Genomic DNA, 26,918 nt, shown 5'->3' with positions numbered 1-26,918 from the left:
AGCCTGTTCCAAGATGAGGTATCCCACCCCATGTGGGTTAAGGCCCCCAAGAGACCATTGGGTTGATAGGCCAGAAATGGAAGCACAGTAATGTGTTGTCGAGTTGACTGGTACTAATAGGCCGAGGACTTGCCCACGAAGATGTTACGCATCCACTCTACAGCTCTGAAACACCACACCGGCACCACCAGCCACGGCTGGAGGGTGGGTGTGTGTTGTTTCGTAGTGTTTCGGTGGTTATAGCGCCAGGGAAACGCCCGGTCCCATTCCGAACCCGGAAGCTAAGCCTGGAAGCGCCGATGGTACTGCAACCGAAGGGTTGTGGGAGAGTAGGACGCCGCCGAACTTTACTTAGATAGTCAGGGCCCCGGTCGAGAACCCGCAACGGTTCTCCCGGGGCCCTACTGCTATTTCGGCACCTTTCCAAAAAACAGGTCCGCCGAGACAACGGCGCCGTAGGCAAGATCAGGCGGGCCGGCGCAGCAGGTAGGTGTCCATGATCCACCCGTGCCGTTCCCGCGCCTCCGCCCGCACGGAGTTGATCTCCGCGGCGAGCACGGCGTCGAGCGGGCCGGAGCGCAGGATTTCGTCCGGCGTCCCCACGTATGCGCCCCAATAGATCTCCAAGCCCGCATCCACGAAACGGTCGAACGTCGTGTGCGCGTCGAGCAGCACGAAAACGTCGTCGGCGTCCTCGGGCCAGCCGGTGGCCAGGCGCCGGCCCGTGGTGAGCTGCACGGCGCGGCCGATCTGGTTCATCGTGGTGCGGTGCCGGGCCACCAGGGCGGAAATGCTGCTCACCCCCGGCACCACTTCGTAGTCGAATGACACGTTCCCGCGCGCGAGCACCGCCTCGATCAGCGCGATCGTGCTGTCGTACAGCGAGGGATCTCCCCACACCAGGAACGCGCCGGTCTGGCCGTCGGCGAGTTCGTCGCGGAGCAGGCGCTCGTAGACGTCGGTGCGCGCCTGGTGCCAATCGGCGACGGCGGCGCGGTAGTCGTTCGGCGTGCGGTCGCGGTCGGGGTCCTTCGCGCTCACCACGCGGTAGCCCGGGCGCGTCACGAAGCGGTCCAAGATGTCCTGACGCAGCCGTACCAGGTCGGCTTTCGCGTCGCCCTTGTCGAGCATGAAGAACACGTCGACCCGGTTGAGCCGGTCCACCGCCTGGACGGTCAGGTGCTCCGGGTCGCCGGCGCCGATCCCGATCGCGTAGATCTTCCGCATGCCCGCAGTCTGCCGCGCGGGGTAACCGGTCCCACAGCCGGGCCGGGTGGTAAACCCGTACCCCGGAGGGGTATAAAGAAGTCATCGGGGCCAGACCACTGCCGAAGGAGCCGGATCGATGACTGAAGCCACCTACACCGTCGAGGGTATGACCTGCGCGCACTGCGTCGGTGCGGTGCGCGAAGAGGTCGGCGAGCTCACGGGAGTCCGGGCGGTCGACGTCGACCTGGAGTCCGGCCGGGTCAAGGTCACCAGCGAAGCGCCGCTCGCCGCGGACGCTGTCGCGGCGGCTGTCACCGAAGCCGGCTACCGGCTCGTCGCGTAACAGGGAGGCACCATGAGCACCTCGGCGGACACCGCCCCTCGGACGGTCGAGCTGGTCATCGGCGGGATGACGTGCGCGTCGTGCGCGGCCCGGGTCGAGCGCAAGCTCAACAAGGTCGGCGGCGTCACGGCGAGCGTCAATTACGCCACCGAGAAGGCCCACGTCGAGTTCCCGGACACGGTTTCGGTGGACGACCTGGTCGGGGTCGTCGAGGCCACCGGGTACACGGCGCAGAAGCCCGAGCCGGAGAAGCCCGCGGAGGAGGTCGACGAGACCCGGCCGCTTCGTGAGCGGCTGATCTACTCGGCCGTCCTCACCGTCCCGGTCATCCTCCTGTCGATGATCCCCGCCCTGCAGTTCGACAACTGGCAGTGGCTCTCGCTCACGCTCGCCGCGCCGGTGGTCGTGTGGGGGGCCTGGCCGTTCCACCGCGCCGCGTGGACGAATCTGCGCCACGGCGCCGCGACGATGGACACGCTGATCTCCCTCGGCGTGGCCGCGGCGACGCTCTGGTCGCTGTACGCCCTGTTCTTCGGCATGGCCGGGATGACCGGCATGCGCCACGGCTTCGAGTTCACGGTCACCCCGGGCTCGGGCACCAGCAACATCTACCTCGAGGTGGCCGCCGGCGTCACCACGTTCATCCTCGCCGGCCGCTACTTCGAGGCCCGGTCGAAGCGACGTTCCGGTGCTGCTTTGCGGGCGTTGCTCGAGCTGGGCTCGAAGGACGTCACCGTGCTTCGCGACGGCAAGGAGTCCCGTGTCCCGGTTGGCGACCTGCGGGTCGGCGACCGCTTCGTGGTGCGCCCCGGGGAAAAGATCGCCACCGACGGCGTGGTCGCGGAAGGGGGCTCCGCGGTCGACCTCAGCATGATCACCGGCGAGTCCGTGCCCGTTGAGGTCGCGGTGGGCGACGGCGTGACCGGCGCGACGGTGAACGTCGGCGGCCGGCTGGTCGTGAAGGCGACCCGCGTCGGCGACGACACCCGGCTGGCGCAGATGGCCCGGCTGGTCGAACAGGCGCAGAACGGCAAGGCGGCCGTGCAGCGGCTGGCGGACCGGGTGTCGGCGGTGTTCGTGCCGATCGTGCTGGTGCTGGCCCTGATCACGCTGGCCGGGTGGCTGGCGAGCGGGGGCGACGCGAGTGAGGCGTTCACCGCGGCGGTCGCGGTGCTGATCATCGCCTGCCCGTGCGCGCTCGGCCTGGCGACGCCGACGGCGCTGCTCGTCGGCACCGGCCGCGGCGCGCAGCTGGGCATCCTGATCAAGGGACCCGAGGTGCTCGAATCCACCCGCCGCGTCGACACCGTGGTGCTCGACAAGACCGGGACCGTCACGACCGGGCGGATGAGCCTGCTCGAAGTCCACGTCGCGAGCGGGACCACCGAGGCCGAGGTGCTGCGCTTCGCGGGCGCCGTCGAGCACTCGTCCGAACACCCCATCGCCAAGGCCATCGCCGACGGTGCGCGCGAGCGGATCGGCGAGCTGCCCGCGGCGGAGGAGTTCCGCAACAGCGAGGGGTTGGGCGTCACCGCGGTCGTCGAGGGCCGGGCGGTGATCGCGGGACGCGCCGCCTTCCTCGCCGACTGGAGCGTGACGATCGACGAGAACCTGGCCCAGGCCAAGGCCGCCGCGGAAGCCCGTGGTGCGACGGCGGTGTTCGTGGCGTGGGACGGCGTGGCCCGCGCGGTGCTGGTGGTCGCCGACACGATCAAGCCGACCTCGGCCGAAGCGGTGGCCGGGCTGCGCGCGCTGGGACTGCGCCCGGTGCTGCTGACCGGAGACAACGCGGGTGCCGCGCGGACGATCGCCGACGCCGCCGGCATCACCGAGGTGGTGGCCGAGGTGCTTCCCGAGGAGAAGGTGGCCGTCGTCAAGCGGCTGCAGGCCGAAGGACGGGTCGTCGCCATGATCGGCGACGGCGTGAACGACGCCGCCGCGCTGGCCCAGGCCGACCTCGGCCTGTCGATGGGCACCGGCACGGACGCGGCCATCGAGGCCGGCGACCTCACGCTCGTGCGTGGTGACCTGCGGGCGGCCGTCGACGCGATCCGGCTCTCGCGGCGGACCCTCGGCACGATCAAGGGCAACTTGTTCTGGGCGTTCGCCTACAACGTGGCCGCGCTGCCGCTGGCCGCGTTCGGACTGCTCAACCCGATGATCGCGGGGGCGGCGATGGCCTTCTCGTCGGTGTTCGTGGTGTCGAACAGCCTGCGCCTGCGCGGATTCCGCGCCGCGCGCTGACGGCTGCTGACGGCTGCTGACGGCTGCTGACGGCTAGGAGCGGACCAGCCGGGCGATGGCGTCGGAGGCCTCGCGGACCTTCAGGTCGGCCTCCTCGCCACCGGCGGCCGCGGCCTGGACGACGCAGGTCGCCAGGTGCTCGTCGAGCAGCTCCAGCGAGAAGGACTGGAGGGCCTTCGTCGCCGCGGACACCTGCGTGAGGATGTCGATGCAGTACTTGTCCTCTTCGACCATCCGCTGCAGGCCGCGGATCTGCCCCTCGATGCGGCGCAAGCGCTTGAGGTAGGCATCCCGCTCGCTCCCGTAGCCCGTCATCGCGCACCGTCCCCTTCGTCTTCTCCGTGTCCGTTCAACTATACCCTCCCGGCGTATTCAGGCCTGGACGGCGACGGCGATGACCAGCCCGCCGACGTTGGTCGTGAAGTGGACCAGGATCGAGGCCGTGACACCCCGGCCGAAATGACGCCAGGCGTGCAGGAAGATGCCCGCGACCCCGGCGGCGGCCATCGCCAGCACCTGCAGGGCCACCGGCGGGACAGCGCCGAGGGCCGCGTGGACGGCGGCGTTGCGGCCGATCGCCAGCGCGGGCAGGAAGTGCCACAGCCCGAAGAACGCGGCCGCGCCCAGGATCGGCGGCCAGCGCCAGCGGTCGTCGCGCGCGCCGAGCAGCGCGGGCAGCACACTGCGGAACGCGATCTCCTCGACCAGCACGGTGCCGAACGTGATGCGCCCGAGCGTGAGCCAGAGCAGCTGCAGCAGGTCCGGGGCGCCGACCCGGCCGTCGTGGTAAACGGTCCGCAGCGAAGGGACCGCCGCCGCGATGCCGAAGACGAGCAGAATCAACGCGACGCCGAGCAGGCCGGTGAGCAGGGCGCGCTTGAACGTGGACCGGCTGAGCCCGAGGTCGGCGGCGCCGAGGCCCGCCCAGCGCGCGAGCGCGAGCAGGAGCACGGCGGTGACGGCGCCGCAGACGGGATAGGCCCAGCCGGGCACCACGCGGTTGGCGAGCGTGGTGCAGGCGGCCAGCAGCAGGACGGCGACGACCACGGCGATGACACGTCTGGCGCTCGCCGCCGTGGCGGGCCGGTGCAGGTCAGGCAGTGGGGGTGGCCTCGGTCAGTGCGGGTTTGCGGCGCTGGATCGGCACGGTCCCGGGATCGGTGTCGTCGACGGGGTCCAGCGCGGCGTTCGCCGTGGCCAGCAGCTCGCGGCAGCCGGCGAGACTGGCCTTCAAGCGGGTGTGGACGGCAGCCAGCTCGGCGACGCGGTGCTCGGCCGCGGTGGTGACGCGGGCGGCGTACTCGTCGGCGTCCTTCGTGACCTGGGCGGCGTGCTGCTGGGCCTTCGCGGTGACGCGGCCGGCGTGCTGCTCGGCGTCGGTGATCACGCGGCTCGCGCGGGTCTCCGCCTCGGTCGCGAGCTGGGCGCTGCGCCGTTTGGCCTCGGTGGTGACGCGGGTGGCGTACTCGCTCGCCTCGGTCTTGACCTGGGTGACGTGACGCTCGGTCTCGGCGGTGAGCCGCTCGGCTTCGGCCTTGACGCGGGCGGCGTGGGCGTCGGCCTCGGTCGTCACGCGCTCGGCCAGCGACTTCGCTTCGGCCGTCACCTTGGCGGCGTGGGCCTCGGCCTCGGTGGTCAGCTGCTCGGCTCGCGACTGGGCCTCGGTGGTGAGCCGGTCGGCCCGGGCCTGCGCCTTGGCGGTGACCTGCTCGGCCTGCGTACGGGCGTCGGTGGTCAGCTCGAGTGCGAGCTGCTCCGCCTCGGCGGTCACCTTGGCGGCATGGGCGTCGGCGGCCCGGGTGACGTCGTCGGCGTGTTTGTCGGCGTCCTCGCGGAGCCGGATGGATTCGGCGGTTGCGCTCTGGACCAGGGTTTCCGCCTCGGTCTTGGCGGCGGCGGCCTGCTCGGCCAGCACCCGCAGCGCCTCGTTGCGGCGGAAGTTCAGCGCCTGCGTGAGATCGTCCTCGAGACGGCGGCGGCGGGCGGCCGCGGCGGAATCGGCCTCGGCCCGCTCGGCGGCCGCGGCGCGCATGAAGTCCTGGTGTTCCCGGCGCTGCTGCTCGCGGTCGGCCTTGGTGGCGGCGACGAGCGCGCGCTCTTCCTCGGTCAGGCGGACGGCTTCGGCTTCGGCGGCGGCGCGCGAGCGTTCCTCGTTCTCCTTGGCCCGCTTGATGATTTCCGAAGCCTCTTCGCGGGTCAGCTCGATCATCCGCCGGGACCGCTCCTGCAGCGCGTCCGGTTCGATCGGGACGCGGCTGATGCGGTCGATCTTCGTGTGCAATTCCCGGTTCTGCTCCGCCAGCAGGGTCAGGCGCCGCGCGAGTGCTTCGCGTTCGGCCGCCATCCGCCGGAACTCGTCCTGGGCCCAGGCCACGAATTCCCGGACCTGGCCGCGATGATAGCCGCGCCAGCTCGGGTCGAAGCTCGGCCGGACGGACGTCAGGTCCTCGCCACCGCCGGGGGCCATAGCCTCACCTCCCATTTGGATGGTTTCGCCCCGGCCGCTCGAATCCATTGCGACGCCGGGGTTTCCGTGTGTCATCCATACTGCCCCAAGATCGGCCCGTAGTGGGTGCCGGGACCCTGATCAATCTTCGAGCGGGTCTTCCGCGCCCGTCGTGGTACTCCGAACGCCGGGCAATTCGGCGAGTTCGGCGGTCAGATCGGTGAGGTCGCCGCGCCCTTGCAGGCGCAGGGTGACGACCGCGATCCGTTGTCCCTCTTCGGAAACCGTCTCCCGGTCGACCGCGACCTGATGCACGACCCAGCCGCGTCCGGTACACGCGGTGAGAACGTTTCGTAAAACTCCGTGCCCGTCGGCATAGCTCAGCCGCAGAATGGGAAGCGAGCGCCGATGGCGGTCGATGAACCGGGAAAGCAGCGGAAAGCCGCGGGTGATCAGCATCAGCCCGATCGTCGTCGCGACGGCCAGCACCGGGAGCCCGGCGCCGGCGGCCATGCCGACGGCCGCCGCCAGCCAGACCGTCGCGGCCGTCGTGAGCCCGCGCACCGCGTCGCGCCGGACGAAGATCAGCCCGCCGCCGATGAAGCCGATGCCCGAAACGATCTGCGCCGCGATCCGCGACGGGTCGAGCGCCACGTGCTCGGTGTTCAGCAGATCGGCGAACCCGTACTTCGACACCAGCATGATCACCGCGGCGCCGACGCCGACCAGCGTGTGCGTCCGCAGGCCCGCGGCCTTGTTGCCGACCTCGCGTTCCAGGCCGATCGCGGTGCTCAGCACCAGCGCGAGCAGGACCGGCGGCAGCAGCGACCACTGCGCGCCGGTCGACCAGAGTGCGTCCACGGGGAACCTCCTTCGCGCCTCACTTTGCCGCGCCGCCGCGCCGCTCGCGAGGCCGCCCCCGCGCCGCTCAGGTGGATCACCCCTAAGCTCCCCGCATGGCCCGGTACTTCGACGTGCACCCGCAGAACCCCCAGCGGCGCTCCGTGGGACAGGTGGTCGACCTGCTCCGCGAAGACGGCCTCATCGCCTACCCGACCGACTCCTGCTTCGCGCTCGGCTGCCGGCTCGGCAACCAGCAGGGCATGGAGCGCATCCGGGCGATCCGCAAGCTGGACCACCGGCACCACTTCACGCTGGTCTGCCAGGACTTCGCCCAGCTCGGGCAGTTCGTGATCGTGGACAACACCGTGTTCCGCGCGATCAAGGCGACCACCCCGGGCCCGTACACGTTCATCCTGCCGGCCACCAAGGAGGTGCCGCGGCGGTTGATGCACGAGAAGAAGAAGACCGTCGGCGTGCGCATCCCGGACCACGTCGTGGCCCAGGCGCTGGTCGCCGAGCTGGGGGAGCCGCTGCTGTCGAGCACCCTGCTGCTGCCGGAGTCCGGCGAGCCGCTCACCCAGGGCTGGGAGATCAAGGAGGAGCTGGACCACGTGCTGGACGCCGTGATCGACTCCGGCGACTGCGGCGTGGAGCCCACCACGGTGATCGACTTCTCCTCGGGTGAGGCCGAGGTCGTGCGGTACGGCGCGGGGGACGCGTCGCGCTTCGAGTAGTCAGCCGCCCAGGACGTAGCGCTGCAGCGTCGGCGCGATCCAGCGCACGGCCTCGTCCGCGCTCATCGTGCTGACCGGCGGGATGCGCACCACGAACCGGCACAGGGCGAGGCCGAGCAGCTGCGTCGCCACCAGCCCGGCCCGCACCGGCACCTGCGCGGGGTCCGGGCACAGCTTCGCCACCTGCGGGGCGACCTGGTCCGCGATGATCGCGCGCAGCCGCTCCGCCGCCACCTCGTTCGTGACGCCGGCGCGCATCAGCGCGAACATCGTCTCGTCGTCCTCCCACCGGGCCAGCACGTGGCGCACCAGCTTCGCGCCGACCTCCTCGTGCGGCAGCGCCGCGAGGTCGGGCAGCCGCAGGTCGAAGTCCGCGGCGGCGGCGAACAGCTTCTCCTTGTTGCCGTAGTAGCGCATCACCATCGACGGGTCGATGCCGGCGTCCGCGGCGATCGCGCGGATCGTCGCGCGCTCGTAGCCGTCCGCCGCGAAGCGCTCACGTGCGGCTCCGAGGATCGCGGCCCGGGTCGCGTCCGAACGCCGGGGTTTCACCGAGGTCATGCCAACGACTGTAGGCCAACGGCTGTTGACAGTCGAGCGCGGCCGGTTCTACCGTTGCCAACGGGTGTTGACCAACGCTTGTTGACCTAAGGAGCGGAGATGGAGTCGGACGTCTTGATCGCCGGTGCCGGACCGGCCGGGCTGCTGCTCGCGGGCGACCTCGCGGAGGCAGGCGTGGGCGTCACCGTGCTGGAACGGCGGACCACCGCGTCGAACCTCACCCGGGCGTTCGGGGTGCACGCCCGGACCCTGGAGCAGTTCGACCAGCGCGGGATCGCCGACGAGCTGATCGCCACCGGCCTGCGGCTGCGCCGGTTGCGGCTGTTCGTGCCGGCCGACCTCGACTTCGGCCGGCTGCCGGGCCGTCACCGCTACATGCTCATCACGCCGCAGACGCGCACCGAGCAGGTGCTGCGCGCCCGGGCTGAGCGGCTGAGGGTGAAGTTCGCTTTCGGCGCCAAGGTGACGGGCGTGCGCCAGGACGCCGGCGGGGTGGACGTGACCACCGCCGATGGCGGACGCCGCCGCGGCCGGTACCTGGTGGGTGCCGACGGCGCGCACAGCGTGGTGCGGCGTGAGCTGGGACTGCCGTTCGACGGCCGCCCGATCCTGAAGTCGATCATGCTCGCCGACGTCCGCCTCACCGAGTCGACCGGGAACGCCCTGCGGGTGAGCAGCGTGGGCGACGCCTTCGCCTTCGTCGCGCCCTTCGGTGACGGCTGGTACCGCGTGACCGCGTGGGACCGGCGCCGCCAGGTCGCCGAAGACGTGCCGCTGGATCTCGACGAGGTCCGCGAAGTCACCCGCCGCTCGCTGGACACCGACCTCGGCATGCACGGCGCGCGCTGGCTTTCGCGTTTCCACTGCGACGAACGCCAGGTGCCGCGGTACCGCGACGGCCGGGTGTTCCTCGTCGGCGACGCCGCGCACGTGCACACGCCCGCCGGCGGTCAGGGCATGAACACCGGCCTGCAGGACGCGGCCAACCTCGGCTGGAAGCTCGCCGCGGTGCTGTCCGGGCAGCTGCCCGAGAGCCTGCTCGACTCCTACGAAGCCGAGCGGCACCCGGTCGGGAAGCGGGTGCTGCGCAGCAGCGGCGCGATGATCCGGCTGGCGATGGCCAAGCAGCGGCCGGCTCGCGACCGGGTGATCGCCGGTGCGCTGTCCGTCGGCCCGCTCGGCCGCCGTGCCGCGGGCGTCGTGTCCGGCATCGGCATCCGGTACGCGCCGCCGCGCGGGGCGGACCGCCGGGTCGGCGCCCGCGCCGAGGACGCCGACCTGCCCGAAGGCCGGCTGTACGAACTGCTGCGCGGCGGCCGGTTCGTGCACATCGGGCGGAAACGGCCCGCCGGGCTGCCCGAGCACGTCGTGTTCGCGCGCGGCGAGGGCGAGGTGCTGGTGCGGCCCGACGGGTATGTCGCCGGGGTCGGCGACCCGGCCGGTTACTTCACCGGCTGACCTGGCTTCACACGTTGACCTCGACCGGGCCCAGCACCCGGGCGAGCGCGTCACGGAGCCCGAGGCCCGAGGACGAGTGCCAGGCGACGACGGCGTCCGGCCGCAGCAGCAGGGCGCCGTCGTCGCCGAGCTCGACCTCGGCCAGCCAGAGGGGGTCGCCGATGCGGACCAGCCGGAGGCCGAGCGCCTCGGCGTCCTCCGCCCACCGGCGGTCGTCCGGGCCGGTCAGCAGGACGAAACCGGGACCGGCGAGGTCCACAGTGGACACCCCGGGCGCGCCGGCCCCGTCGAGCCAGGCGTGCGGCACCCGGGTGCCGGGCCGGCCGGCGGGCCCGTAGTGGTCCACCGGCGCCGGGCCGCGGCCGTCCGGGACGAACGCGCCCTCGTCGTACTGCACGCCGAACATCGCCGCCGACGGGTCGAACCGCGGGCCCTCGCCGCTGGTGACCGACTTGACCATGGTGCCGAGGTGACCGCTGACCAGGCTGGAGAACTCCGCCGTCGCGTAGGCGATCGGGTACCGCTCGAGGTGATAGGTGTCCAGCAGCGCGGCCGACGCCGTGCCGCGGAGCACGGCCGCCAGCTTCCAGGCGAGGTTGTGCGCGTCGGCGATCGCGGTGTTGGCGCCGGCCGCGGCCATCGGCGGCATCGCGTGCGCGGCGTCGCCGGCCAGGAAGACCCGGCCCTCGGCGAACCGGTCCGCCACGTGCATGCCGGACTCCCACGGCATCCGGCCGAGCACCTCGACGTCGAGGTCCGGCACGCCGACGACGGTGCGCAGGAGCTCGCGCCAGCCCCGGTCGTCCAGCGTGGCCGAACCGGGGAAGTCCGAGGTCGAGAACAGCCACCGGTCGGTGCCGTTGATCGAGGCGAACGCGCCGGACGCGGCCGGGTTCTCGATCGTGCAGAGGTTGAACCGCTTGTCCCGCACCAGCTCGGTGAGGTCCGCGCGGAACGCGATGTCCAGGTTGTCCGCCAGGCGCCCGTAGCCGCTGCGTGGGATGCCCAGCGCCTCGCGGATCGGGCTGCGCGAGCCGTCGGCGGCGATCAGGTACTCGGCCTCCAGCCGGTACGGCTCCCTGCCGGCGGGCCGCAGCTCGGCCGTGACGCCGGTTTCGTCCTGGGTGAACGACACCAGTTCCGTCGCGAACCGCACCGAGACGCCGCGTGCTTCCGCGGCGTTGCGCAGCACCGGCTCCAGTACGTCCTGCGGGCACAGCACGCTCGGCGCCGGACTGTGGTCGCTCATGGTCGCGTGCTTCGCGAAGCCGGCGCGCATCGCTTCGGTGACTTCCGGCCACTGCGCGTCCGCGAGCGTCGTGCCGGTGAGCATCCCGTTGAACGACGCCAGCGGCGCGCTCGCTTCGGCGACCGCATCGTCCAGGCCGAGCGCGCGGAACACCTCGTTGCTGCGCTGGTTGAACCGCCGTGCCTTCGGCTGCGGTGACGTGCTCGCGTGCTTCTCGACCAGCACCGTGGCCACTCCCTGCTGCTGGAGGAGCAGCGCCGCGGTCAGTCCGGCCACTCCACCACCGGCGATCAGCACCGGAACTCGTTCGGTCATCCCCAGACTCCGTTCGTGTACGTCGTACATTCTATGTACGTTGTACACGTCGAGTACGATGTACACAAGCGACAGGAGGCCGAGTGAGCGCGCAGGGACCACCCACCCCACCCATCTGGCTGCTGCCCGAGCCCCCGGACCGGCGCTGGGGCCTGGGCCGGGCCGAGATCGTGCGCGCCGCGGTCGCGCTGGCCGACGCCGGCGGCGCCGACGCGCTGACCATGCGCGCGGTGGCCAAGGAGCTGGGCTCGTCCACGCCGATGTCGCTGTACCGGTACGTGCACAGCAAGGACGGCCTGGTCGACCTGATGCTGGACGTCGCGGGCGCGGAGGTCCCGACGCCGGAGCACCCGGGCGACGACTGGCGCGGCGAACTGACCCGGGTGGCCCTCGACTCGTGGGCGATGATGAAACGCCATCCCTGGTTCGCCCAGCTCGTGCACACGCGCCCGCCGGCCGGGCCGGAGTCGAACCGGCGCCAGGAGTTCGTGCTGGCTGTCTTCGACCGCCAGGGCCAGGGGCTGCCGGCCGCGCTCGGCTACCAGCGGCTGCTCGACGGTTATCTCGTCGGCCAGGCCCTGCAGCGGGTCGAGGAACAGAAGATGTTGCAGCGCAACGCATTCGGCAATATCGAGGACGTCCGGCGGCTGGCCCGCCAGTGGTTCGGCGACGGCGAGGGCGACGTCGGGCCGTACCCGCTGCTCGGCCGGTACATGCGCGGCTTCCTCGGCGAGGGCGCCGACGCCCCGGCCCCGCCCGACGAGGACGCCCAGTTCACCCTCGGGCTCGAATGCCTGCTCGACGGCATCGCCGCGCGGCTCCGCTAGGTTGGGGTGCCTGACCTGCCGGCTCCGGGGAGGACGACGTGAAGTTCCTGCTGACGATGCACATGAACCCCGAGGTGTGGGACGCGCTGTCCGAGGAGACCCGCGATTCGGTGATGGCCGGGCACGGCGACTTCATCGCGAAGATCCGCGCTTCCGGCGAGCTGATCAGCACCCAGGCGCTGGGCGGGCCGGACGAGAGCGCCGTGGTCCGCGTGCGCGGCGGGGCGCCGGTGGTGACCGACGGGCCGTTCATCGAGTCGAAGGAGTTCCTGGCCGGCTACTACCTCGTCGAGTGCGAGAGCCGGGACCGGGCGCTGGAGGTCGCGGCGATGATCCCCGACGCGGGTATCGAGGGGCTCGGCATCGAGGTCCGCCCGGTGGTGTTCTTCGCCGACGCGGAGACCGAGACCGACTTCGGCTGATGACCCGCTCGCTGACGCCCGACGCCGTCGCCGAGCTGCTGCGGCCGCTGGTGCCGCGGGTGCTCGGGACGCTCGTGCGCCGGTACGGGCAGTTCGAAGCGTGCGAGGACGCGGTCCAGGAGGCGCTGCTCGCAGCCGTCGAACAGTGGTCCGGCGGCGAGGTGCCGGGCAATCCGCGCGCCTGGCTGGTGACCGTCGCGACGCGGCGGCTGACCGACCAGTGGCGCAGCGAGAGCGCGCGCCGTCGTCGCGAGGAGACGGTCGCGGTCCAGGAGCCCGTGGGCATCGTGCCCGGCCCGGGCGAGGACCGGCCGCCGGAGCGGGACGACACGCTGACGCTGCTGTTCCTCTGCTGCCATCCGGCCGTGACCCCGAGCTCGCAGGTGGCGCTGACGTTGCGCGCGGTCGGCGGCCTGACCACGGCGGAGATCGCCAGCGCGTTCCTGGTGCCGGAGCCGACGATGACGCGGCGGATCACCCGCGCGAAGGAGAGCATCGCCGCGGCGGGCTCGACCTTCGAAGAGCCGTCCGCCGAGGAGCGGCCGGAGCGGCTGCGCGTGGTGCTGCACGTGCTGTACCTGATCTTCAACGAGGGCTACACCGCGTCTTCCGGCGAACAGCTGCACCGAGTCGAGCTGACCGCCGAGGCGATCCGGCTCACCCGCGCCGTGCTGGCCCTGCTGCCGGACGACGGGGAGGTCGCAGGCCTGCTCGCGCTGATGCTGCTCACCGACGCCCGCCGCCCGGCGCGCACCCGGCCCGACGGCGCGCTGATGCCGCTGGCCGAGCAGGACCGTCGCTTGTGGACGGTGCCGGTGATCGTCGAGGGCGTGGAGCTGATCAGCCGGACGCTCGGCCGCGGCCCGGCCGGGCCGTACCAGGTGCAGGCCGCGATCGCCGCGCTGCACGACCAGGCGGCGAGCACGGACGGGACGGACTGGCCGCAGATCCTCGAGCTGTACGGCGTGCTGGAGGAGCTGGCGCCGAGCCCGGTGGTCACGCTGAACCGCGCGATCGCCGTCGCCATGGTCCACGGCCCGGCCGAAGGGCTGGCGCTGCTGACCACCATCGAGGGCGACAGCCGGATCAAGCAGGGCCACCGGCTCGACGCCGTCCGCGCGCACCTGCTCGAACTCGCCGGCGACCACGCCGCGGCCCGCGAGCACTACCTGCGCGCGGCCGAACGGACCACCAGCCTGCCCGAGCGCCGCTACCTCCAGTCCAGGGCGGCGACCTTTCTTTCGGCGGACCGATGAGTTCCGGCGGCGCCGCCGGTAGGTACCTGCGACCACAGACCGTCGTAAGGGAGACAGCGATGAGCGACACCGAGATCCGCGGCCTGATGACCCGCCTCTACCAGAGCTGGGCCGACAACGACGCCGACGCGTTCGCGGCCTTCTACACCGAGGGCGCCACCGTGGTGCTGCCCGGCGTTTTCCGGCAGGGCCGCGCCGCCATCCGCGAGCACATGGCCGCCGGGTTCGACGGCCCGCTCAAGGGGTCGCGTGCCGTCGACGAGCCGCAGGACATCCGGGTCGCGGGCGACACCGCGATCGCGGTCAGCCGCGGCGGGGTCCTGTTCGCGGGGGAGGATTCGGTGCCCGAGGCGCGTGAGATCGTGGCGACCTGGGTGTTCACCCGCCGCGGCGGCGAGTGGGCAGTGGCCGCCTACAGCAATGCCGCGGCGCACTGAGGTGCCCGATTTCGCGGCCAGCACGGCCGCACACCGAGCCGAGCTGGTGGTGCACTGTTACCGCCTGCTCGGCTCGGTGCACGAGGCCGAAGACCTCGTGCAGGAGACGATGCTGCGCGCGTGGCGGGCGTGGGATTCCTACGACGCCGCGCGCGCTTCGGTGCGCACGTGGCTGTACCGGATCGCGACCAACGCCTGCCTGACCGCGCTCGAAGGCCGGGCGCGGCGGCCGTTGCCGGCCGGGCTCGGCGGCCCGAGCGACGATCCGGGCGCGCCGCTCACGCCGTCGTTCGACGTGCCGTGGCTGCAACCGTTTCCCGACGCCCGGCTCGGCGATCCGGCCGCGCTCGCCACCGCCCGCTCCGGGCTGCGGCTCGCGTTCGTCGCGGCGATGCAGCTGCTGCCGGCGCGGCAGCGGGCGGTGCTGGTGCTGCGGGAGGTGCTGGAGTTCAGCGCCGCGGAGGTCGCCACGATGCTCGGCACCACCACGGCGTCGGTGAACAGCGCGCTGCAACGGGCGCGCGCGGGCGTCGCGGGCGCCTCGGCCGAGGGCCTGGCCGAGACCGACGGCACGGTGATCGACCGTTACGTGCAGGCGTTCGAAACGGCGGACGTCGAAGCGCTGGTTTCGCTGCTGACCGACGACGTCGTGCTGGAAATGCCGCCGGTGCCCCTTTGGTACCGCGGCGCCACGGATTACGGCCGGTTCATGGTCCGGCTGTTCGCGATGCGCGGCCCGCACTGGCGCCTGCTGCCGTCGGCCGCCAACGGCCAGCCCACGTTGGCCGCCTACTGCCGCCGCGACGGCGTCTACCGCCTGCACACCCTGCAACTGTTCACGGTGCGCGCCGGGCGGGTGTCGCACATCGTCGTGTTCCAGGACCCGGCGCTGCCCGAGCTGTTCGGCCTGCCGCCCGTGCTGGCTCCGTGAACCGGCTCAGCCGCCCAGCAACGGCCGCACCTCGACGCCGCCGTCCAGCACCGGCACGAACCCGCTGATCTCCACGGCATGGTTCAGATCCCGTGCCTCCACGACGAAAAAGCCCGACATCGCCGCTTCACCCGCCACGAACGGCCCTTCGGTGACGACCGGGCCACGCCGCGAGCGCGTCATCGACGTCGGCTCGGTCGCGTACCCCGCGATCAGCGCCCCGCCCGAGGCGGCGATGAGGCCTTCGACCCGGCCGTGCGCCGCCAGGACCTCGGGCGGGAGGTCGGCCATGCCGCCGGGGGTCTCGCGCTCGTAGATCAGGATCGCGTACTGCGGCACGTTTTCTCCTTAACGGGGTTCGAGCAGGAACACGCGGATGTCGCGGTGCGCGGCCCGGACGGCGTAACGGTCGTAGGCCGGCCAGTACGACGCCACCGCGTCCCACATTTCCGTCCGCTCGGCGCCGTCGAGCAGCCGCCCGCGCACGGCCACCGTCCGGCCGCCGACCGAGGCGGTCGCGTCCGGCCGCGCGATCAGGTTCGCCGACCAGGCCGGGTGTTTCTCGCCGCCCCAGTTCGACGCGATGACCACGTAACCGCCCTCGCGCTCGACGTAGAGCAGCGGCACCTGGCGCGGCTCGCCGCTGCTGCGGCCGATCGTGGTGAGCAGCAGCGTGCGCAGCCCGAGGGCGGTGCCGACGCCGAGCCGCCCGCCGCTGACCCGCAGCAGCACCCGGTCGGCCGGCATCAGCGCCCGGCCGATCGCGGCGAACGCCTTGCTCTTGCCGAATCCGGCGAACACAGCTCGCAGTTCCATCCGGGGACCCTACGACGCCGAGGCCACGACGGTCCGCAGGGCCGCGATCACCGCGGGCGCCTGCTCGTTCAGGTAGAAGTGGCCGCCGGGGTACGCCGTGAAGGTGAAGGCGCCGGTGGTGTGCGCGGACCAGGCGCGGACCTCCTCGACACTCGCGCGCGGGTCGTCCTCGCCGGCGTGCGCGTGGAGCGGCACGGTCAGCTTGGCGTCGGCGGCCGGCCGGTGCGTCTCGATCGCGGTGTAGTCGGCGCGCAGCGCGGGCAGGACCATCTCGCGCAGTTCCGGGTTTTCGAACACCTGGGGGTCGGTGCCGTCCAGCAGTGCGACTTCGGCGATCAGGCCCTCGTCGTCGCGCTGGTGCACGGTTGTCTCGCGATGCCGGGACGGCGCGCGTCGCCCCGAGACGACAACGGCGTGCGGCGCGGTGCCCCGGGCCTCGAGCCGCAGCCCGATCTCGAACGCGAGCGTGGCGCCCATGCTGTGGCCGAACAGCACCACGGGCCGGTCGAGCCAGGGCAGCAGCTCCTGCGTGATCGCGTCGGCCAGCTCCGGCACGGACCGCAGCGGCGGCTCGGCCAGCCGGTCCTGCCGCCCGGGGTACTGGACGGCGAGCACGTCCGCGGCCGGCGAGAGCGCCCGGGACACCGGGTGGAAGTAGGAGGCCGCGCCGCCCGCGTGCGGCAGGCACACCAGCCGGGCCGATGCGTTGTCCGCCGGGTGGTAGCGCCGGATCCACGGGTCCTCGCCCATCGGTTCCCCCTCCGTCGTGATCGTCCTCGATCCTGCCGGAGGGGGAGGCCGCCGCCGTGCCCGGGGTCAGCCGGTCTGCCCGAGCGGGATCCGCTGGAACACGACGGTCTCGTACGGGCCGGACTTCCCCGTCTCGTACAGCAGGCCGGCGGTGCCCGGATCGGCCTGCACGAGGTCGGAGTAGCCCGCCGGACCGGCGGCCACCGTGCGGCCGGCGCGCCAGGTGTGCCCGCGGTCGGTGCTCAGCCGCAGCCGCATCACCGCGCGCGTGGCCGGGTCGGCCGGGCCGGAGTACAGCATCAGCCAGGGGATCGTCGTCTGCAGCACGCTGCCCTCGACCTTCGTCCCGGACAGCGTCGGCTGGACCTGGTACGGCCGGACGAGCGTCCGGCCGCCGTCGGCGCTGTACGCGTCGACCCGGTGCTCGGCGGCGGACCCCTGGTTGCGGCTGGAGAAGTAGAGCGTGCCGTCGGGCAGCTCGGTCATGGACGTCTCGTTCGCGGCGATGACGCCGTCGGTGCGATCGTCGGTGAAGCCGATGTGCCAGGTCCGGCCGTTGTCGTCGCTGTAGAGGTCGTGGCCGCCGTAGTACTTCGCCTCGGTGCCGACGTCGGGTGAGCCAGCGGGTGGGGCGCTGGAGTGGTTGGCGGGCACCACGATCCGGCCCGCGTGCGGTCCGTGGCGCAGCAGTGTCGCGTGCCCGGGGCCGGTGGCGTACCACCGCCAGCCCGGCAGCTTCGTGTCCGCGGTGATGTCGCGTGCGGCGGTCCACGTGCGGCCGTTGTCCTTGCTGCGCTGGACGAACACCCGACGGGTGTCCTGATCGGACGCCTGGCCGGACATGATCTGCCGTTCCGATACAAGTCCGTTGTGGACGGTCAGCAGCACCAGCTCGCCGTCGCGCGCGAGCACCGGGGTCGGGTTGCCCGCGGTGGCGTCGCCGTTGGCGGTGACCACCGCGAGCGGGCCCCAGGTGCAGCCGCCGTCACGGGAAGTGCGCGAAACCGTCTGGATGGCGCCGGAGTCGCCAGCCGAATCGCGCCGTCCCTCCGCGAACGCCACCAGTGCCCCGTTCGCCGCGCGCACCACCGCGGGGATGCGGAAGGTGTCGTAGCCCTCGGTGCCGGAGGTGAAGGGCACCGAGGAGGTGCAGCCGGGAGCGGCGGCGGCCGCCGGGGCGAACGGCAGCCAGACGGTGGCCACGGCGAGCAGGGTCGCGCCGAATCTGCGGATCGGTGACACCGGGTTTCCGCCTCCTCACTCAGGTGATGGCGCCGGGGGATACGGGTTTGGCTGACTAGACATGGGATGTCCGACGTCCTATGTCCGGCAATCTAGGGAGCCGGTGCGCCGTTCGTCAAGGACCGTGTCGCTTATTGAGACCGCCGGGTCCCGCGCGGCGTGCGAGCGTGCACGCGTGGACGTGGACCTGACGGTGACCGCCGGGAACTATCGCTTCGACGGGGTGTCGTTCGCGGTCGACACCAACATCTGGCTGCTCGGCGACGAGGAGGAGGTGCTGGTGGTCGACGCGGGCTTCGACGCGAGCGCGATCCTCGCCGCGGTCGACGGCCGCGACGTGGTGGGGATCGTCTGCACCCACGCCCACAACGACCACGCCGACGCCGCCCTCGCGGTGGCCGACGCGACCGGCGCTCCGGTGCTGCTCCACCCCGGCGACGAGAAGCTGTGGGCCCGCGTCAACCCCGGCCGCCGCCCGGACGCGGAGCTGGCCGACGGGCAGGTGCTCAGCGTCGCCGGCTCCCCGGTGGTCGTGCTGCACACGCCGGGTCACACCGCCGGGTCCGTCTGCCTGCACCTGCCCGACGACGGGCTGCTCTTCAGCGGCGACACCCTGTTGGCCGGCGGCGCGGGCCTGACCGGTGACGCGTGGTCGAGCCGTTCCGCGCTGCACGATTCGGTCCGCCGGAAACTGCTGGTGCTGCCCGGGGAAACCGTGGTGCACCCCGGCCACGGATACGACACCGAGCTGGGGGCGGAACAGGATTCGTGGGCCTAGCCGTTCGCCGTTTCACGCAGCCGGGGCAGCAGCGTCTCGGCGTTGCCGCGCATGACTTTCCCGAGCGTTTCAGGCCGCTCCGCGAAGTACGTGTCGACGTTTTTCGTGTACCAGCCGGCCATTTCCGGGCTGACCGCGGGGAAGTCGGTGCCGAACAGGATCTGTTCCGGCGGCACGAAGTTCTCCAGTGCGGCCAGGTTCGTCTCGAATCCGGAAAGCGCTGTCTCGAAGAAGAAGGTGCGGAAGTCGGCGATGATTTCCTCGGGGCTCAATTCGCAGCCGAGATAGGACGAGAGCACGGCCACGCGCGCGGCGAGGAACGGAGTGCTCCCGCCGGAGTGCGAAAGGATGATCCGCGCGTTCGGGTACTGCCGTTTCCGCCCGCTGGTGACGAGGTCCGCGGCGCCCTTGTACGTCTCGTTCGGCACTTCGCTCACCGGCGTCGGCAGGAACCGGTTCGGCATCCGGTTGCGCCCCGGGGTCTGCTCGCCGTGCAGGAACACGAGCGCACGGCGTCGGTCCAGCTCCGCCCAGAGCGGCTCGAAGACCTGGTCGCCGATCGAACGGGCGTCTTCGCCGGTGCCGTAGACGTTCGTCAGCGTGACGCCGTCCGCGCCCAGCTCGTCGAAGGCGTACGTCAGTTCGGCGAGCGCCGCGTCGACGTCGGTCGGGGTCGGCAGGTGCGCGAAGAAGCCGAACCGGCCGGGGTGGTCCACGACGGCCTGATGCGCCAGCTCGTTGACCTCGCGCGCGAACACCCGGCGTCGCTCCGGCTCCAGGTTGTGCTCCAGGTCGTTCGGCAGCGACAGGATCGCGGTCCGGATGCCGAGGCCGTCCATGAAGGCCAGGCTGGTCTCCGGGGTCCACTGGGGCGCGCCCGCGGGGAAGGTCCAGCCGGAGTCCTCGACGAGCGTGCGCTGGAGCAGCTGGGCCAGCTCGCCGCCGGGGAAGACGTGGTGGTGGAAGTCGACCCGCTCGGGGTTCTTCGTGGTCATGGGCCCGAGTCAAGCACTTAGTTGACTATTGTCAATAGTTGCCGCCTGATATGCTTGGTGGATGAGCGATCCGGCCCCCGAGCTGCGCCTGCTCGACGCCGTGTTCCGGCTGCAGAAGTCGGCGCTGGCCGACGCCCGGGCCCATGTCGCCGAGGCGGCCGACCTCGACCTGGCCGACTTCTTCCTGCTGCGCACCATCGTGCTCGGGGTCGACACCCCGGGCGGGCTGGTCAGCGACCTCGGCCTCAACCCGGCGGTGGTGAGCCGGGCGCTGACGCGGCTGGTGAAGGCGGGTCTGATCGAGCGCCGCATCGACCCCGAGGACTCCCGCCGCTCGCGCGTCATCCTCACCGCCGAGGGTGAGCGCACCACGGCCGCGATCGCCGCGCGCGTCCGCCCCGGGCTGGCCCGGCGCCTGCGCAAGCTCGCCCCGGACCAGGTCGAAAGCTTCCTCGCCGCTCTCGAAGCGCTCTGAGTCCTTTTCGGACAGTGCCGGCGGGAAGGCCCGCGGGCCCTCACCCGACTTGTCCTTGACAGCGTGCCTCTCGCTAGACACGATGATTCATCAGATGAATCGGGTCACTTCATCGGTGAATATCGCTTGAACGCGTCCGCGGCGCGGTTCGGTATGCGGATGCATCGGACCACTGGACTCTCGCTGTGGAGGTTCAATGACGACCTACCCCGCCGCCAAGCCCTCGGCCTGGCCCTCGGCGGCGCCGTCGCACTGGGCGTCGCCGGGACGGCCCCGGCGTTCGGCGCAACCGGCACTGGCGCGTCCGGCGCATTCGGCGCCGATGGCTCGCCCATCGTGCCCGCGCCGCCCCCGGTGCCCGTCCCGCTCGATCAGTGGTTCTCCAACGACGGCATCGACAGCGCGGCCGTGCACGACGGGAACTTCGACGGCTCCGGTTACGCGTTCCCGGCCGAGCACCTGCCGGTCGGCCAGACGGTGACCGCCGGCGGTGTGCCGTACCGGCTGGGCTCCGCCGCCGCGGGCGCGAAGAACAACGTGGTGGCGCTGGGCCAGCGCGTCGACCTGCCGAAGGGCCGGTACTTCGCCGCGTACTTCCTGGTCGCCGCGAGCTACGGCACCACCGGTGGCACGGCGACCGTCCACTACGCCGACGGCAGCACCAGCGAAGGCAGCCTTTCGGGCCCGGACTGGTACTCCGGCAGCGGCGCGCTGGTGACGCCGTTCCGGTACGCGCCGGGCGGCGCCGTCGACCAGAACCCGGTGTCGATCGGCACCGGTCAGGTGTGGGTCGACCCGCTGCGGGACGCGGTCGCGATCACCCTGCCCGTCACGGCGGAGCCCGCGGCGAACGTGTCGAGCCTGCACGTGTTCGCGATGACCCTGCAGCCGGTCGCCGAGGGCCGGGCCGCGCTGGTGCTCGACGGCCGTTCGACCACGAACCTGCTCGCCGACGGCGGCCCGCAGGCGGTCGAGGCGACCGTGGTCAACGCGGGCACGGTGTGGCTGGGCGCGCGCGACCGGATCACCGTGACCGTCGACGTCCCCGGCGGCCGCACCTCGGTGCCCGCGACGATCCGTTGGCTCGCGCCGGGGGAGCAGTCCGTGGTGCGCCTCGGCCTGACACCGGATGCCGCCGTCCCACCCGGCACGACCGCGAACGGGCAAGTGAAGGTGACCGCCGGGCGCGTCACGCTGGCCACGCAGCAGGTCCCGATCACGCTCGGCGTGCCGGATTTCCGGCCCACGGACGAGTCGCTGTCCACGCACCGCGCGCCGTACTGGTTCTCGGACGCGAAGTTCGGGATCTTCATCCACTGGGGTGTGTACGCGGTGCCGGCGTGGGCGCCGGTCGGGCAGCAGTACGCGGAGTGGTACTGGCAGAACCAGCAGGACCCGAACGGCGCGACCTACGCCTACCACGCCAAGACTTACGGCGAGGACTTCACCTACGACGACTTCATCCCGATGTTCACCGCGAAGAAGTTCGACCCACGCAGCTGGGTGCGGCTGATCGAGGACGCGGGCGCCGAGTATTACGTGCTGACTTCCAAGCACCATGACGGATTCGCGTTGTGGGACACCAAGCTCAGCGATCGCAACTCGATGAAGCTGGGCCCGAAGCGAAACGTCGTCGCCGAGCTTTTCGCCGCCTCGCGCAAGTACACGCCGAAGCTGCGCAACGGCCTGTATTTCTCGCTGCCGGAGTGGTTCAACCCGGACAACCCGTGGATGGGGCACGCGCCCCGCAACCCGTACACCGGCGCGAGCCTGCCGTACACGGGTTATCGGGCCGGGCGGGATTTCGTGAAGGACTATCAGGCGCCGCAGGTGCTGGAGCTGATTTCGGGGTACGACCCGGATGTGCTGTGGTTCGACATCGGCGGTGTCAACGACAGCCGAGCGGTGCTCACCGAGTACTTCAACCAGGCCAAGAACCGAAGGCACGCCAAGGACGTCACGGTCAACGACCGCGGCGGAATCCCCGACCACGACTTCACGACACCGGAATACACGACGTACCCGAACACCGTCGTCGCGAAGTGGGAATCAAGCCGCGGCCTGGACCCGTTCTCGTACGGCTACAACCGCGCGACACCGGACGACAAGTACATGACGGCGGAGGAAGTGGTCCGCACCCTGGTCGACATCGTCTCGAAGAACGGCAATTTCCTGCTGGACATCGGCCCCGACTTCGACGGCACCATCCCCGCGGTGATGCAGAACCACCTCCGCGACGCGGGCGCCTGGCTGAAGACCAACGGCGAGTCGATCTACGGCACCACCTACTGGTCCCGCATGGCCCAGCTGGGCGATTTGCGTTTCACTGTCAAGCAGAACTCGTCGTTCTACATCAGCTCACTCGTCGCGCCGGGCAGCCAGCTGGTCGTCGACGCCCCGGTCCCGATCAACCCAGGCGACCGAATCACCATGCTGGGCTACCGCGGCCGCCTTTCGTGGCACCAGAAGGACGGTGCCCTGGTGATCGACGTCCCGTCCGCCGCCCGTGAAGCAGGGCGCTACGTCTGGGTGTTCAAAGTGGACTGGAGCTGACTTTCCCGCCGGCTGCTGCTGATTCCGGCGCCCCGGCCTGGCCCCGGGGCGTCCCCCTGGGCCTGGCCGGGGTGTGGATTCTTGTTGTACGGCTGGGCATTTCCCGCCGGGCGGCTGGTGTGGACTGTCCTACTGGGCCTGGCCTCGCCGCTGGACACTGCTCCGTACGAACGGAACGGCGAGCTGTACACGAAGGAAGCGACCGGTGCGCTCCACTCCGGCGAGGGGAGGCGGCTGGGGCGGACCTTGGTTCCGCGGTCCGAGTGACTCGGCCTCGGTGCACATGTCGACCGGAGCGGCTTGGCTCGGTTTCATGCAGTGCGGAGCGGCTCGGCGTCGATGCGATGGGGCCGGAGTGGCTCGGCTTCGGTGCAGGTGTCGACTGGCTCGGCTTCATGCAATGCGGAGCGGCTCGGCGTCGATGCGAAGTGGTCCCGAGTGGCTCGGCCTCGGTGCAGGTGTCGACCGGCTCGGCTCGGCTTGATGCAGTGGGGGCCGGGGTGACTCGGCCTGATGCGGCGCGGTCCGCAGTGGCTTGGCCTCGGTGCACATGCCGACCAGCGCGGCTCGGCTTGATGTAGTGAGGTGCGGAGCGGTGCGGCTTGATGCGGTGCTGCTCGGTTCGGTGCAGTGCGGACCGGGTGAGGCGGTCTCCGCTCCTGCGTTACCGGATGCCCCGCGCGGCGCGAGGAGGCTCCTGCGCAGTGGGGTGCTGAAGAGGTGATTCCGGCGCGATCCGGGAAGCCGTCAGACCGGGCCCGGCGCTGGGTGGTCAGCCGGGAAGGCCTTCGCCCTCGAGGAGTGAAGGCCTTCCCGCTTTCGCCAGTGGATCAGATGGCGACGACGCGCTGAGCCTGCGGGCCCTTCTGGCCCTGGCCGATCTCGAACTCCACGCGCTGCCCCTCGTCCAGGGACTTGAAGCCGTTACCCTGGATCTCGGAGTAGTGCACGAAGACGTCCGGTCCGCCGCCGTCCTGGGCGATGAAGCCGAAGCCCTTTTCGCCGTTGAACCACTTGACGCTGCCCTGAGCCATGCTTTTACCTGTTTTCTCATCTGTGAGCCGGGTGCCCCGTACGAACATCCCGGTCTCGGGGTCCATCTTGCCAGTCCTGCCCCGGCGTGGCCCGCTTGCCCGTGTTTTAGGGCCTGGTCAGGCCACCCGAAGGGGTCTCCGGGAGGGGTTCGGGCCTTGGGTTTAAGGGCCTGGACCTGCTGGGTTCCAAATCTGGTTGGGCCAATGGAGTGATGATTGCGCCGGTTGTTTTCATCTCCTGTTCATCTCGTGCCTGAACGCCCGCTCGCGCTCAGCGCCGCGGGACGGGTGTCCCGTCTCGCATGGTGGGAATGGGGCGTGGAGGGTTGCTGTCACTGTGCCAACGCCAGCCCGGCGGCCGGTGGTGAACGGCCTCGCCCGATCTCGTTGCCGTGCTTGGCGTCAGGCTGCTTCTGCGTCCGATGTGGACTGTTTTGGCGCCGGCTTGGTAGTGAAGTCGAAGGCTGGCTGCACGGGCTTGGCGCGCCGTCGCTGCCGCCGGGTGGGTTCCGGGCTGGGCTGGGCCTCGACGCGGTCGCTGTTTTCCGCCGGCAAGCCGTCCTCGGCTGTGCGGGGATGGTCGGCGAGGTAGCGGAGCTTCAGCAGGTGGCGGCGCACAAGACCGGCTTGCCGAGCCTCCTGGAACGCAGCCCGGGCCGCTTCGTTGGCGGCGCGGCGCCGGGGTCTGGGAGGGGTCTGCTCCACGACGGTGTCCTTTGCTTGAGTTGGCCGGCGACGCGGCGGGCGGGCTTGAGTGGCCGGCTGGGCGGTGTCGCCTGGTCCCCGGTGATGGGCAGGTTCACGAGTGGGTGAGCGGCCTGCGGGACTGGGTGAGTGGTGGGTTGTGTTGAGCGAATGGTTGGTTTGGTGGGCCGGTTCGCGGGTGTGGGTGAGCGGCGGAGGGTGTGGGCCGTATTGCGCGGGCGGCCGGCGCCGCGGGGAGTGGTGGCTGGGCATGCTGTGGGCGCCGCTGGGTGGGCGGCGGTTGTGGCTGGGTGTGATCAAGTCGTCGCGGGTGGGTGGTCTGGACGACTGGGCGGGCATTTCGCCCGTGAGGTAACAAGCTTGTCTCAAGTGGAACTCGGGCCGGGATTGTTGGACCATTCGGCCGCTTCACCGATCCGTCTTCCGGGGTGCGGTGTGGTGTGGACGAGAGCGGCGGCCGTCCATTGTGGGCTGCCGGGGTCGCGGGCCCATCCGGGTGGCTGCGTGAGGGGGCTTCTCGCTGCGGGAACGCTGTGCGCGGACTGCGCACAGCGTTTTCCCTGGTGGTGCCCCCGGCAGGACTCGAACCTGCGACCTAGAGATTAGAAGGCGACACCGCTCACTGATCAGCGTCGACGGTCCATAGCGGTCGTTGCCTGCACTGTTCGCTTCTGTGAACGGTGGTTGCTGGTCGTTGGTGAGCGCTGTTGGTCATTGATTAGTGAGGGTTACCTATGGTGTTGATCTTGGTTGGCTGCGGCCCGAAGTCCTCCGCCGCACGTCCAGCTGGCGTGTCAGGAGCGCCTGGTCGTGCGCCTGCGTGCAGGGTATGTGATTCCCGCACGGTCACCCACGTCAGACATGGTCATGTACGTAGCTGGTTCATGGGTGTCTCCGTGCTGCTCACGACTGCTAGCGCTTGTCAAACCAATTTGAGGTGCGGGGGATCGTTTGTGCTCGTCTACGATCCATCCATGCCGTCGACGTCTCCCACATCCCTCGCCGTGTCCGACGCCATCACCCAGTACCGCCAGCTGTGCGAGCTGAGCCGCGACGATCTCTCCTACGTTGTCTCGGAGCGCGGCTACTCTGTCTCCGCCGAGGACATCCGGCAGATGGAGAACCGGGAGCGATCAGTGACCGTCGACGATCTCGTTGCGATCGCCTACGCGCTGGACACGACCCCCGCCGTTCTGCTCGCGCACATTCCCATCGACATGCCTGACCCCGAGGGATCGCTTGCCACCGGGCTGCCGGACGACCTTTCCCAGCCTGAGCTGCGTGCCTGGATTGAGGGCCGAACGGTCCTGGACCGCCCGTCGCGCGCGTGCTGGTGGCAGAAGTACGTCAGCTGTCTGAACGTGGCGTCGGTACACCACGATGACCAACTGCAGGGGGCGCGTGCCGAGCTGCGGGACCTCGGCGAGCTGGCGGAGCGGGAGGAGGACGCCCCTCCGGTGCAGCGGCTGTACTGCCACATCCGCGAGAGTGAGCATGCGCTCTGCCAGGCCGAGCTCGCTCTGGCATTGGCTGAGCGCCAGCTCAACGGCCTGAAGGATAGCGCCAGCTAGCCTGTCGTTCCGCGTTCAGCCGGGCTGCTGTCCGTAGGCGGCGCCAGGTCCAGCGAGGCGGAACTGCGACTTGTCCGGCCTCGTCGATCTGGCACCACAATCCTTCACTAACCTGCGGGTCGATGACTGCCGGACGCTGACAGAGTCCCCCATCCGGCCATGTGGCCAGTGAACAGGTGGACGAGGCGGTGAGATCGATGCCCAGCTCGACGTAGATCCTGGCCTGCTCCGTTGAGAATGCCCCAACGACAATGCCGATACGGTGGTCCGCGGCCTGCAAACAGGAGTGGCTCGGCCCGGAGTTCGCTCGTTGTCGACACACCTACCCGCAGGTGTTGGAAATTCGTTGCCTCGTCAGGATCCACAGTCTGACTGGGTTCGGAGCACGCGCGCTGAGGTTCACCCCGAATGGTGGACAGGGGCTTAAGAGGGTTCAGGCGGCCGTGCGGAGTGACTGCTCGAAGGTGTCGGGACTGAGCATCCCGATCGAGGAGTGCCGCCGCACACTGTTGTAGAACTTCACCCAATTGTCAATAGCAGCAACGAGTTCCGACTTCGTGGCGTACACGTGCCGGTAGTACTCCTCGTGCTTGAACGTCGACCAGAACGACTCCGCCGGGCTGTTGTCCCAACAGATCCCAGTCGCGCCCATCGACCGGCGCAGCCCGTGACCGAAACACGCTCGCGCCGTCAGGTGCGCCGTGAACTCCCCGCCACGGTCGGA

28 protein-coding genes and 2 rRNA genes are annotated in these 26,918 nt (G+C 70.8%); 15 read left to right on the top strand and 15 right to left on the bottom strand.

Annotation, left to right across the window (positions count from 1 at the left end; all coding sequences use genetic code 11):
* Both BMY97_RS44810 and rrf read left to right on the top strand, forming a co-directional pair.
* Positions 1-137 (top strand): 23S ribosomal RNA (locus tag BMY97_RS44810); the annotation flags it as partial.
* Between the two features lie 92 nt (positions 138-229).
* A 5S ribosomal RNA gene (gene rrf / locus BMY97_RS44805) occupies positions 230-346 on the top strand.
* 119 nt (positions 347-465) lie between these two features.
* Here the strand turns inward: rrf and cobF are convergent.
* A complete protein-coding gene (gene cobF / locus BMY97_RS44800; RefSeq protein WP_091629671.1) occupies positions 466-1,227 on the bottom strand; it encodes a precorrin-6A synthase (deacetylating) in 762 nt (253 codons plus the stop codon).
* 118 nt (positions 1,228-1,345) lie between these two features.
* On the opposite strand from cobF, the gene BMY97_RS44795 reads away from it, so the two are divergent.
* Together BMY97_RS44795 and BMY97_RS44790 are read left to right on the top strand one after the other, a co-directional pair.
* A complete protein-coding gene (locus BMY97_RS44795; protein WP_091629669.1) occupies positions 1,346-1,552 on the top strand; it encodes a heavy-metal-associated domain-containing protein in 207 nt (68 codons plus the stop codon).
* A 12-nt stretch (positions 1,553-1,564) separates the two neighbouring features.
* On the top strand, positions 1,565-3,796 hold the full coding sequence (locus tag BMY97_RS44790; protein ID WP_091629667.1) for a heavy metal translocating P-type ATPase: 2,232 nt from the start codon (positions 1,565-1,567) through the stop codon (positions 3,794-3,796).
* Positions 3,797-3,829: 33 nt separating this feature from the next.
* Here the strand turns inward: BMY97_RS44790 and BMY97_RS44785 are convergent, their stop codons facing one another.
* The 4 genes from BMY97_RS44785 to BMY97_RS44770 form a co-directional block, all read right to left on the bottom strand.
* Positions 3,830-4,111 carry a metal-sensitive transcriptional regulator gene (locus tag BMY97_RS44785; protein WP_091629665.1) on the bottom strand — a complete coding sequence of 94 codons (282 nt, stop codon included), beginning with the start codon at positions 4,109-4,111 and terminating at the stop codon, positions 3,830-3,832.
* Between the two features lie 57 nt (positions 4,112-4,168).
* A complete protein-coding gene (locus BMY97_RS44780) occupies positions 4,169-4,843 on the bottom strand; it encodes a CPBP family glutamic-type intramembrane protease (RefSeq protein ID WP_091629663.1) in 675 nt (224 codons plus the stop codon).
* A 46-nt stretch (positions 4,844-4,889) separates the two neighbouring features.
* On the bottom strand, positions 4,890-6,263 hold the full coding sequence (locus BMY97_RS48040; protein WP_218157024.1) for a DivIVA domain-containing protein: 1,374 nt from the start codon (positions 6,261-6,263) through the stop codon (positions 4,890-4,892).
* Between the two features lie 120 nt (positions 6,264-6,383).
* Positions 6,384-7,103: an MgtC/SapB family protein gene (locus BMY97_RS44770; RefSeq protein WP_091629662.1), complete on the bottom strand. Its 720-nt coding sequence runs from the start codon at positions 7,101-7,103 to the stop codon at positions 6,384-6,386.
* Positions 7,104-7,198: 95 nt separating this feature from the next.
* Between BMY97_RS44770 and BMY97_RS44765 the strand changes: the two genes are divergently transcribed.
* The gene (locus BMY97_RS44765; protein ID WP_091629660.1) at positions 7,199-7,819 is read left to right on the top strand and encodes an L-threonylcarbamoyladenylate synthase; all 621 of its coding nucleotides are present in this window, start codon (positions 7,199-7,201) and stop codon (positions 7,817-7,819) included.
* Here BMY97_RS44765 and BMY97_RS44760 read toward each other — a convergent pair whose 3' ends face one another.
* Positions 7,820-8,380 (bottom strand): TetR/AcrR family transcriptional regulator, encoded by a 561-nt coding sequence (locus tag BMY97_RS44760; protein ID WP_091629659.1) that lies wholly within the window; start codon positions 8,378-8,380, stop codon positions 7,820-7,822.
* A gap of 99 nt (positions 8,381-8,479) precedes the next feature.
* Here BMY97_RS44760 and BMY97_RS44755 point away from each other — a divergent pair, with 99 nt between their 5' ends.
* On the top strand, positions 8,480-9,838 hold the full coding sequence (locus tag BMY97_RS44755; RefSeq protein ID WP_091629657.1) for an FAD-dependent monooxygenase: 1,359 nt from the start codon (positions 8,480-8,482) through the stop codon (positions 9,836-9,838).
* Between the two features lie 7 nt (positions 9,839-9,845).
* On the opposite strand, the gene BMY97_RS44750 is transcribed toward BMY97_RS44755, so the two are convergent.
* Entirely contained in the window at positions 9,846-11,402 is a 1,557-nt protein-coding gene (locus tag BMY97_RS44750; RefSeq protein ID WP_091629655.1) for an FAD-dependent monooxygenase, read from the bottom strand.
* Between the two features lie 83 nt (positions 11,403-11,485).
* Here BMY97_RS44750 and BMY97_RS44745 point away from each other — a divergent pair, with 83 nt between their 5' ends.
* Genes BMY97_RS44745 through BMY97_RS44725 form a run of 5 tightly spaced genes read left to right on the top strand, consistent with a single transcriptional unit; the run spans position 11,486 to position 15,275 of the window.
* Positions 11,486-12,229 carry a TetR/AcrR family transcriptional regulator gene (locus tag BMY97_RS44745; RefSeq protein ID WP_091629653.1) on the top strand — a complete coding sequence of 248 codons (744 nt, stop codon included), beginning with the start codon at positions 11,486-11,488 and terminating at the stop codon, positions 12,227-12,229.
* 38 nt (positions 12,230-12,267) lie between these two features.
* Positions 12,268-12,651, top strand: a complete 384-nt coding sequence (locus BMY97_RS44740; protein WP_091629652.1) for a YciI family protein — start codon at positions 12,268-12,270, stop codon at positions 12,649-12,651.
* Positions 12,651-13,907 carry an RNA polymerase sigma factor gene (locus tag BMY97_RS44735; protein ID WP_091629650.1) on the top strand — a complete coding sequence of 419 codons (1,257 nt, stop codon included), beginning with the start codon at positions 12,651-12,653 and terminating at the stop codon, positions 13,905-13,907. Before BMY97_RS44740 ends, BMY97_RS44735 begins: the two co-directional genes overlap by 1 nt.
* Before the next feature lie 59 nt (positions 13,908-13,966).
* A complete protein-coding gene (locus tag BMY97_RS44730; RefSeq protein WP_091629648.1) occupies positions 13,967-14,344 on the top strand; it encodes an SgcJ/EcaC family oxidoreductase in 378 nt (125 codons plus the stop codon).
* A complete protein-coding gene (locus BMY97_RS44725) occupies positions 14,328-15,275 on the top strand; it encodes a sigma-70 family RNA polymerase sigma factor (RefSeq protein ID WP_091629647.1) in 948 nt (315 codons plus the stop codon). The genes BMY97_RS44730 and BMY97_RS44725 overlap by 17 nt, the downstream gene beginning before the upstream one ends.
* A gap of 6 nt (positions 15,276-15,281) precedes the next feature.
* On the opposite strand, the gene BMY97_RS44720 is transcribed toward BMY97_RS44725, so the two are convergent.
* The 4 genes from BMY97_RS44720 to BMY97_RS44705 form a co-directional block, all read right to left on the bottom strand.
* The gene (locus BMY97_RS44720; protein WP_091629645.1) at positions 15,282-15,614 is read right to left on the bottom strand and encodes a YciI family protein; all 333 of its coding nucleotides are present in this window, start codon (positions 15,612-15,614) and stop codon (positions 15,282-15,284) included.
* A gap of 9 nt (positions 15,615-15,623) precedes the next feature.
* Positions 15,624-16,085: a nitroreductase family deazaflavin-dependent oxidoreductase gene (locus BMY97_RS44715; protein ID WP_425425412.1), complete on the bottom strand. Its 462-nt coding sequence runs from the start codon at positions 16,083-16,085 to the stop codon at positions 15,624-15,626.
* A 15-nt stretch (positions 16,086-16,100) separates the two neighbouring features.
* A complete protein-coding gene (locus BMY97_RS44710; protein ID WP_091629641.1) occupies positions 16,101-16,841 on the bottom strand; it encodes a thioesterase II family protein in 741 nt (246 codons plus the stop codon).
* 66 nt (positions 16,842-16,907) lie between these two features.
* A complete protein-coding gene (locus tag BMY97_RS44705; protein ID WP_091629639.1) occupies positions 16,908-18,083 on the bottom strand; it encodes a sialidase family protein in 1,176 nt (391 codons plus the stop codon).
* A gap of 175 nt (positions 18,084-18,258) precedes the next feature.
* Between BMY97_RS44705 and BMY97_RS44700 the strand changes: the two genes are divergently transcribed.
* The gene (locus BMY97_RS44700; RefSeq protein ID WP_245787818.1) at positions 18,259-18,861 is read left to right on the top strand and encodes an MBL fold metallo-hydrolase; all 603 of its coding nucleotides are present in this window, start codon (positions 18,259-18,261) and stop codon (positions 18,859-18,861) included.
* Here BMY97_RS44700 and BMY97_RS44695 read toward each other — a convergent pair.
* Entirely contained in the window at positions 18,858-19,856 is a 999-nt protein-coding gene (locus BMY97_RS44695; RefSeq protein WP_091629636.1) for an amidohydrolase family protein, read from the bottom strand. The two genes, BMY97_RS44700 and BMY97_RS44695, sit on opposite strands and share 4 nt — an antisense overlap.
* Positions 19,857-19,917: 61 nt before the next feature.
* Here BMY97_RS44695 and BMY97_RS44690 point away from each other — a divergent pair, with 61 nt between their 5' ends.
* Both BMY97_RS44690 and BMY97_RS44685 read left to right on the top strand, forming a co-directional pair.
* On the top strand, positions 19,918-20,331 hold the full coding sequence (locus BMY97_RS44690; RefSeq protein ID WP_091629635.1) for a MarR family winged helix-turn-helix transcriptional regulator: 414 nt from the start codon (positions 19,918-19,920) through the stop codon (positions 20,329-20,331).
* 159 nt (positions 20,332-20,490) lie between these two features.
* Positions 20,491-22,884 (top strand): alpha-L-fucosidase, encoded by a 2,394-nt coding sequence (locus BMY97_RS44685; RefSeq protein WP_091629675.1) that lies wholly within the window; start codon positions 20,491-20,493, stop codon positions 22,882-22,884.
* Between the two features lie 830 nt (positions 22,885-23,714).
* Here BMY97_RS44685 and BMY97_RS44675 read toward each other — a convergent pair.
* Together BMY97_RS44675 and BMY97_RS46695 are read right to left on the bottom strand one after the other, a co-directional pair.
* A complete protein-coding gene (locus BMY97_RS44675; RefSeq protein WP_091629631.1) occupies positions 23,715-23,918 on the bottom strand; it encodes a cold-shock protein in 204 nt (67 codons plus the stop codon).
* Between the two features lie 402 nt (positions 23,919-24,320).
* Positions 24,321-24,623: a hypothetical protein gene (locus BMY97_RS46695; protein WP_143086521.1), complete on the bottom strand. Its 303-nt coding sequence runs from the start codon at positions 24,621-24,623 to the stop codon at positions 24,321-24,323.
* Positions 24,624-25,576: 953 nt separating this feature from the next.
* On the opposite strand from BMY97_RS46695, the gene BMY97_RS44665 reads away from it, so the two are divergent.
* Positions 25,577-26,194 carry a helix-turn-helix domain-containing protein gene (locus BMY97_RS44665; RefSeq protein WP_218157023.1) on the top strand — a complete coding sequence of 206 codons (618 nt, stop codon included), beginning with the start codon at positions 25,577-25,579 and terminating at the stop codon, positions 26,192-26,194.
* Between the two features lie 433 nt (positions 26,195-26,627).
* Here BMY97_RS44665 and BMY97_RS44660 read toward each other — a convergent pair.
* On the bottom strand, positions 26,628-26,918 hold a 291-nt coding region (locus BMY97_RS44660), incomplete at its 5' end, for an integrase core domain-containing protein (protein WP_143086504.1).

The organism is Amycolatopsis saalfeldensis, assembly GCF_900110575.1.
GTDB classification, from domain to species: Bacteria; Actinomycetota; Actinomycetes; order Mycobacteriales; family Pseudonocardiaceae; genus Amycolatopsis; species Amycolatopsis saalfeldensis.
This window is presented reverse-complemented; position numbering and strand designations above follow the sequence as displayed.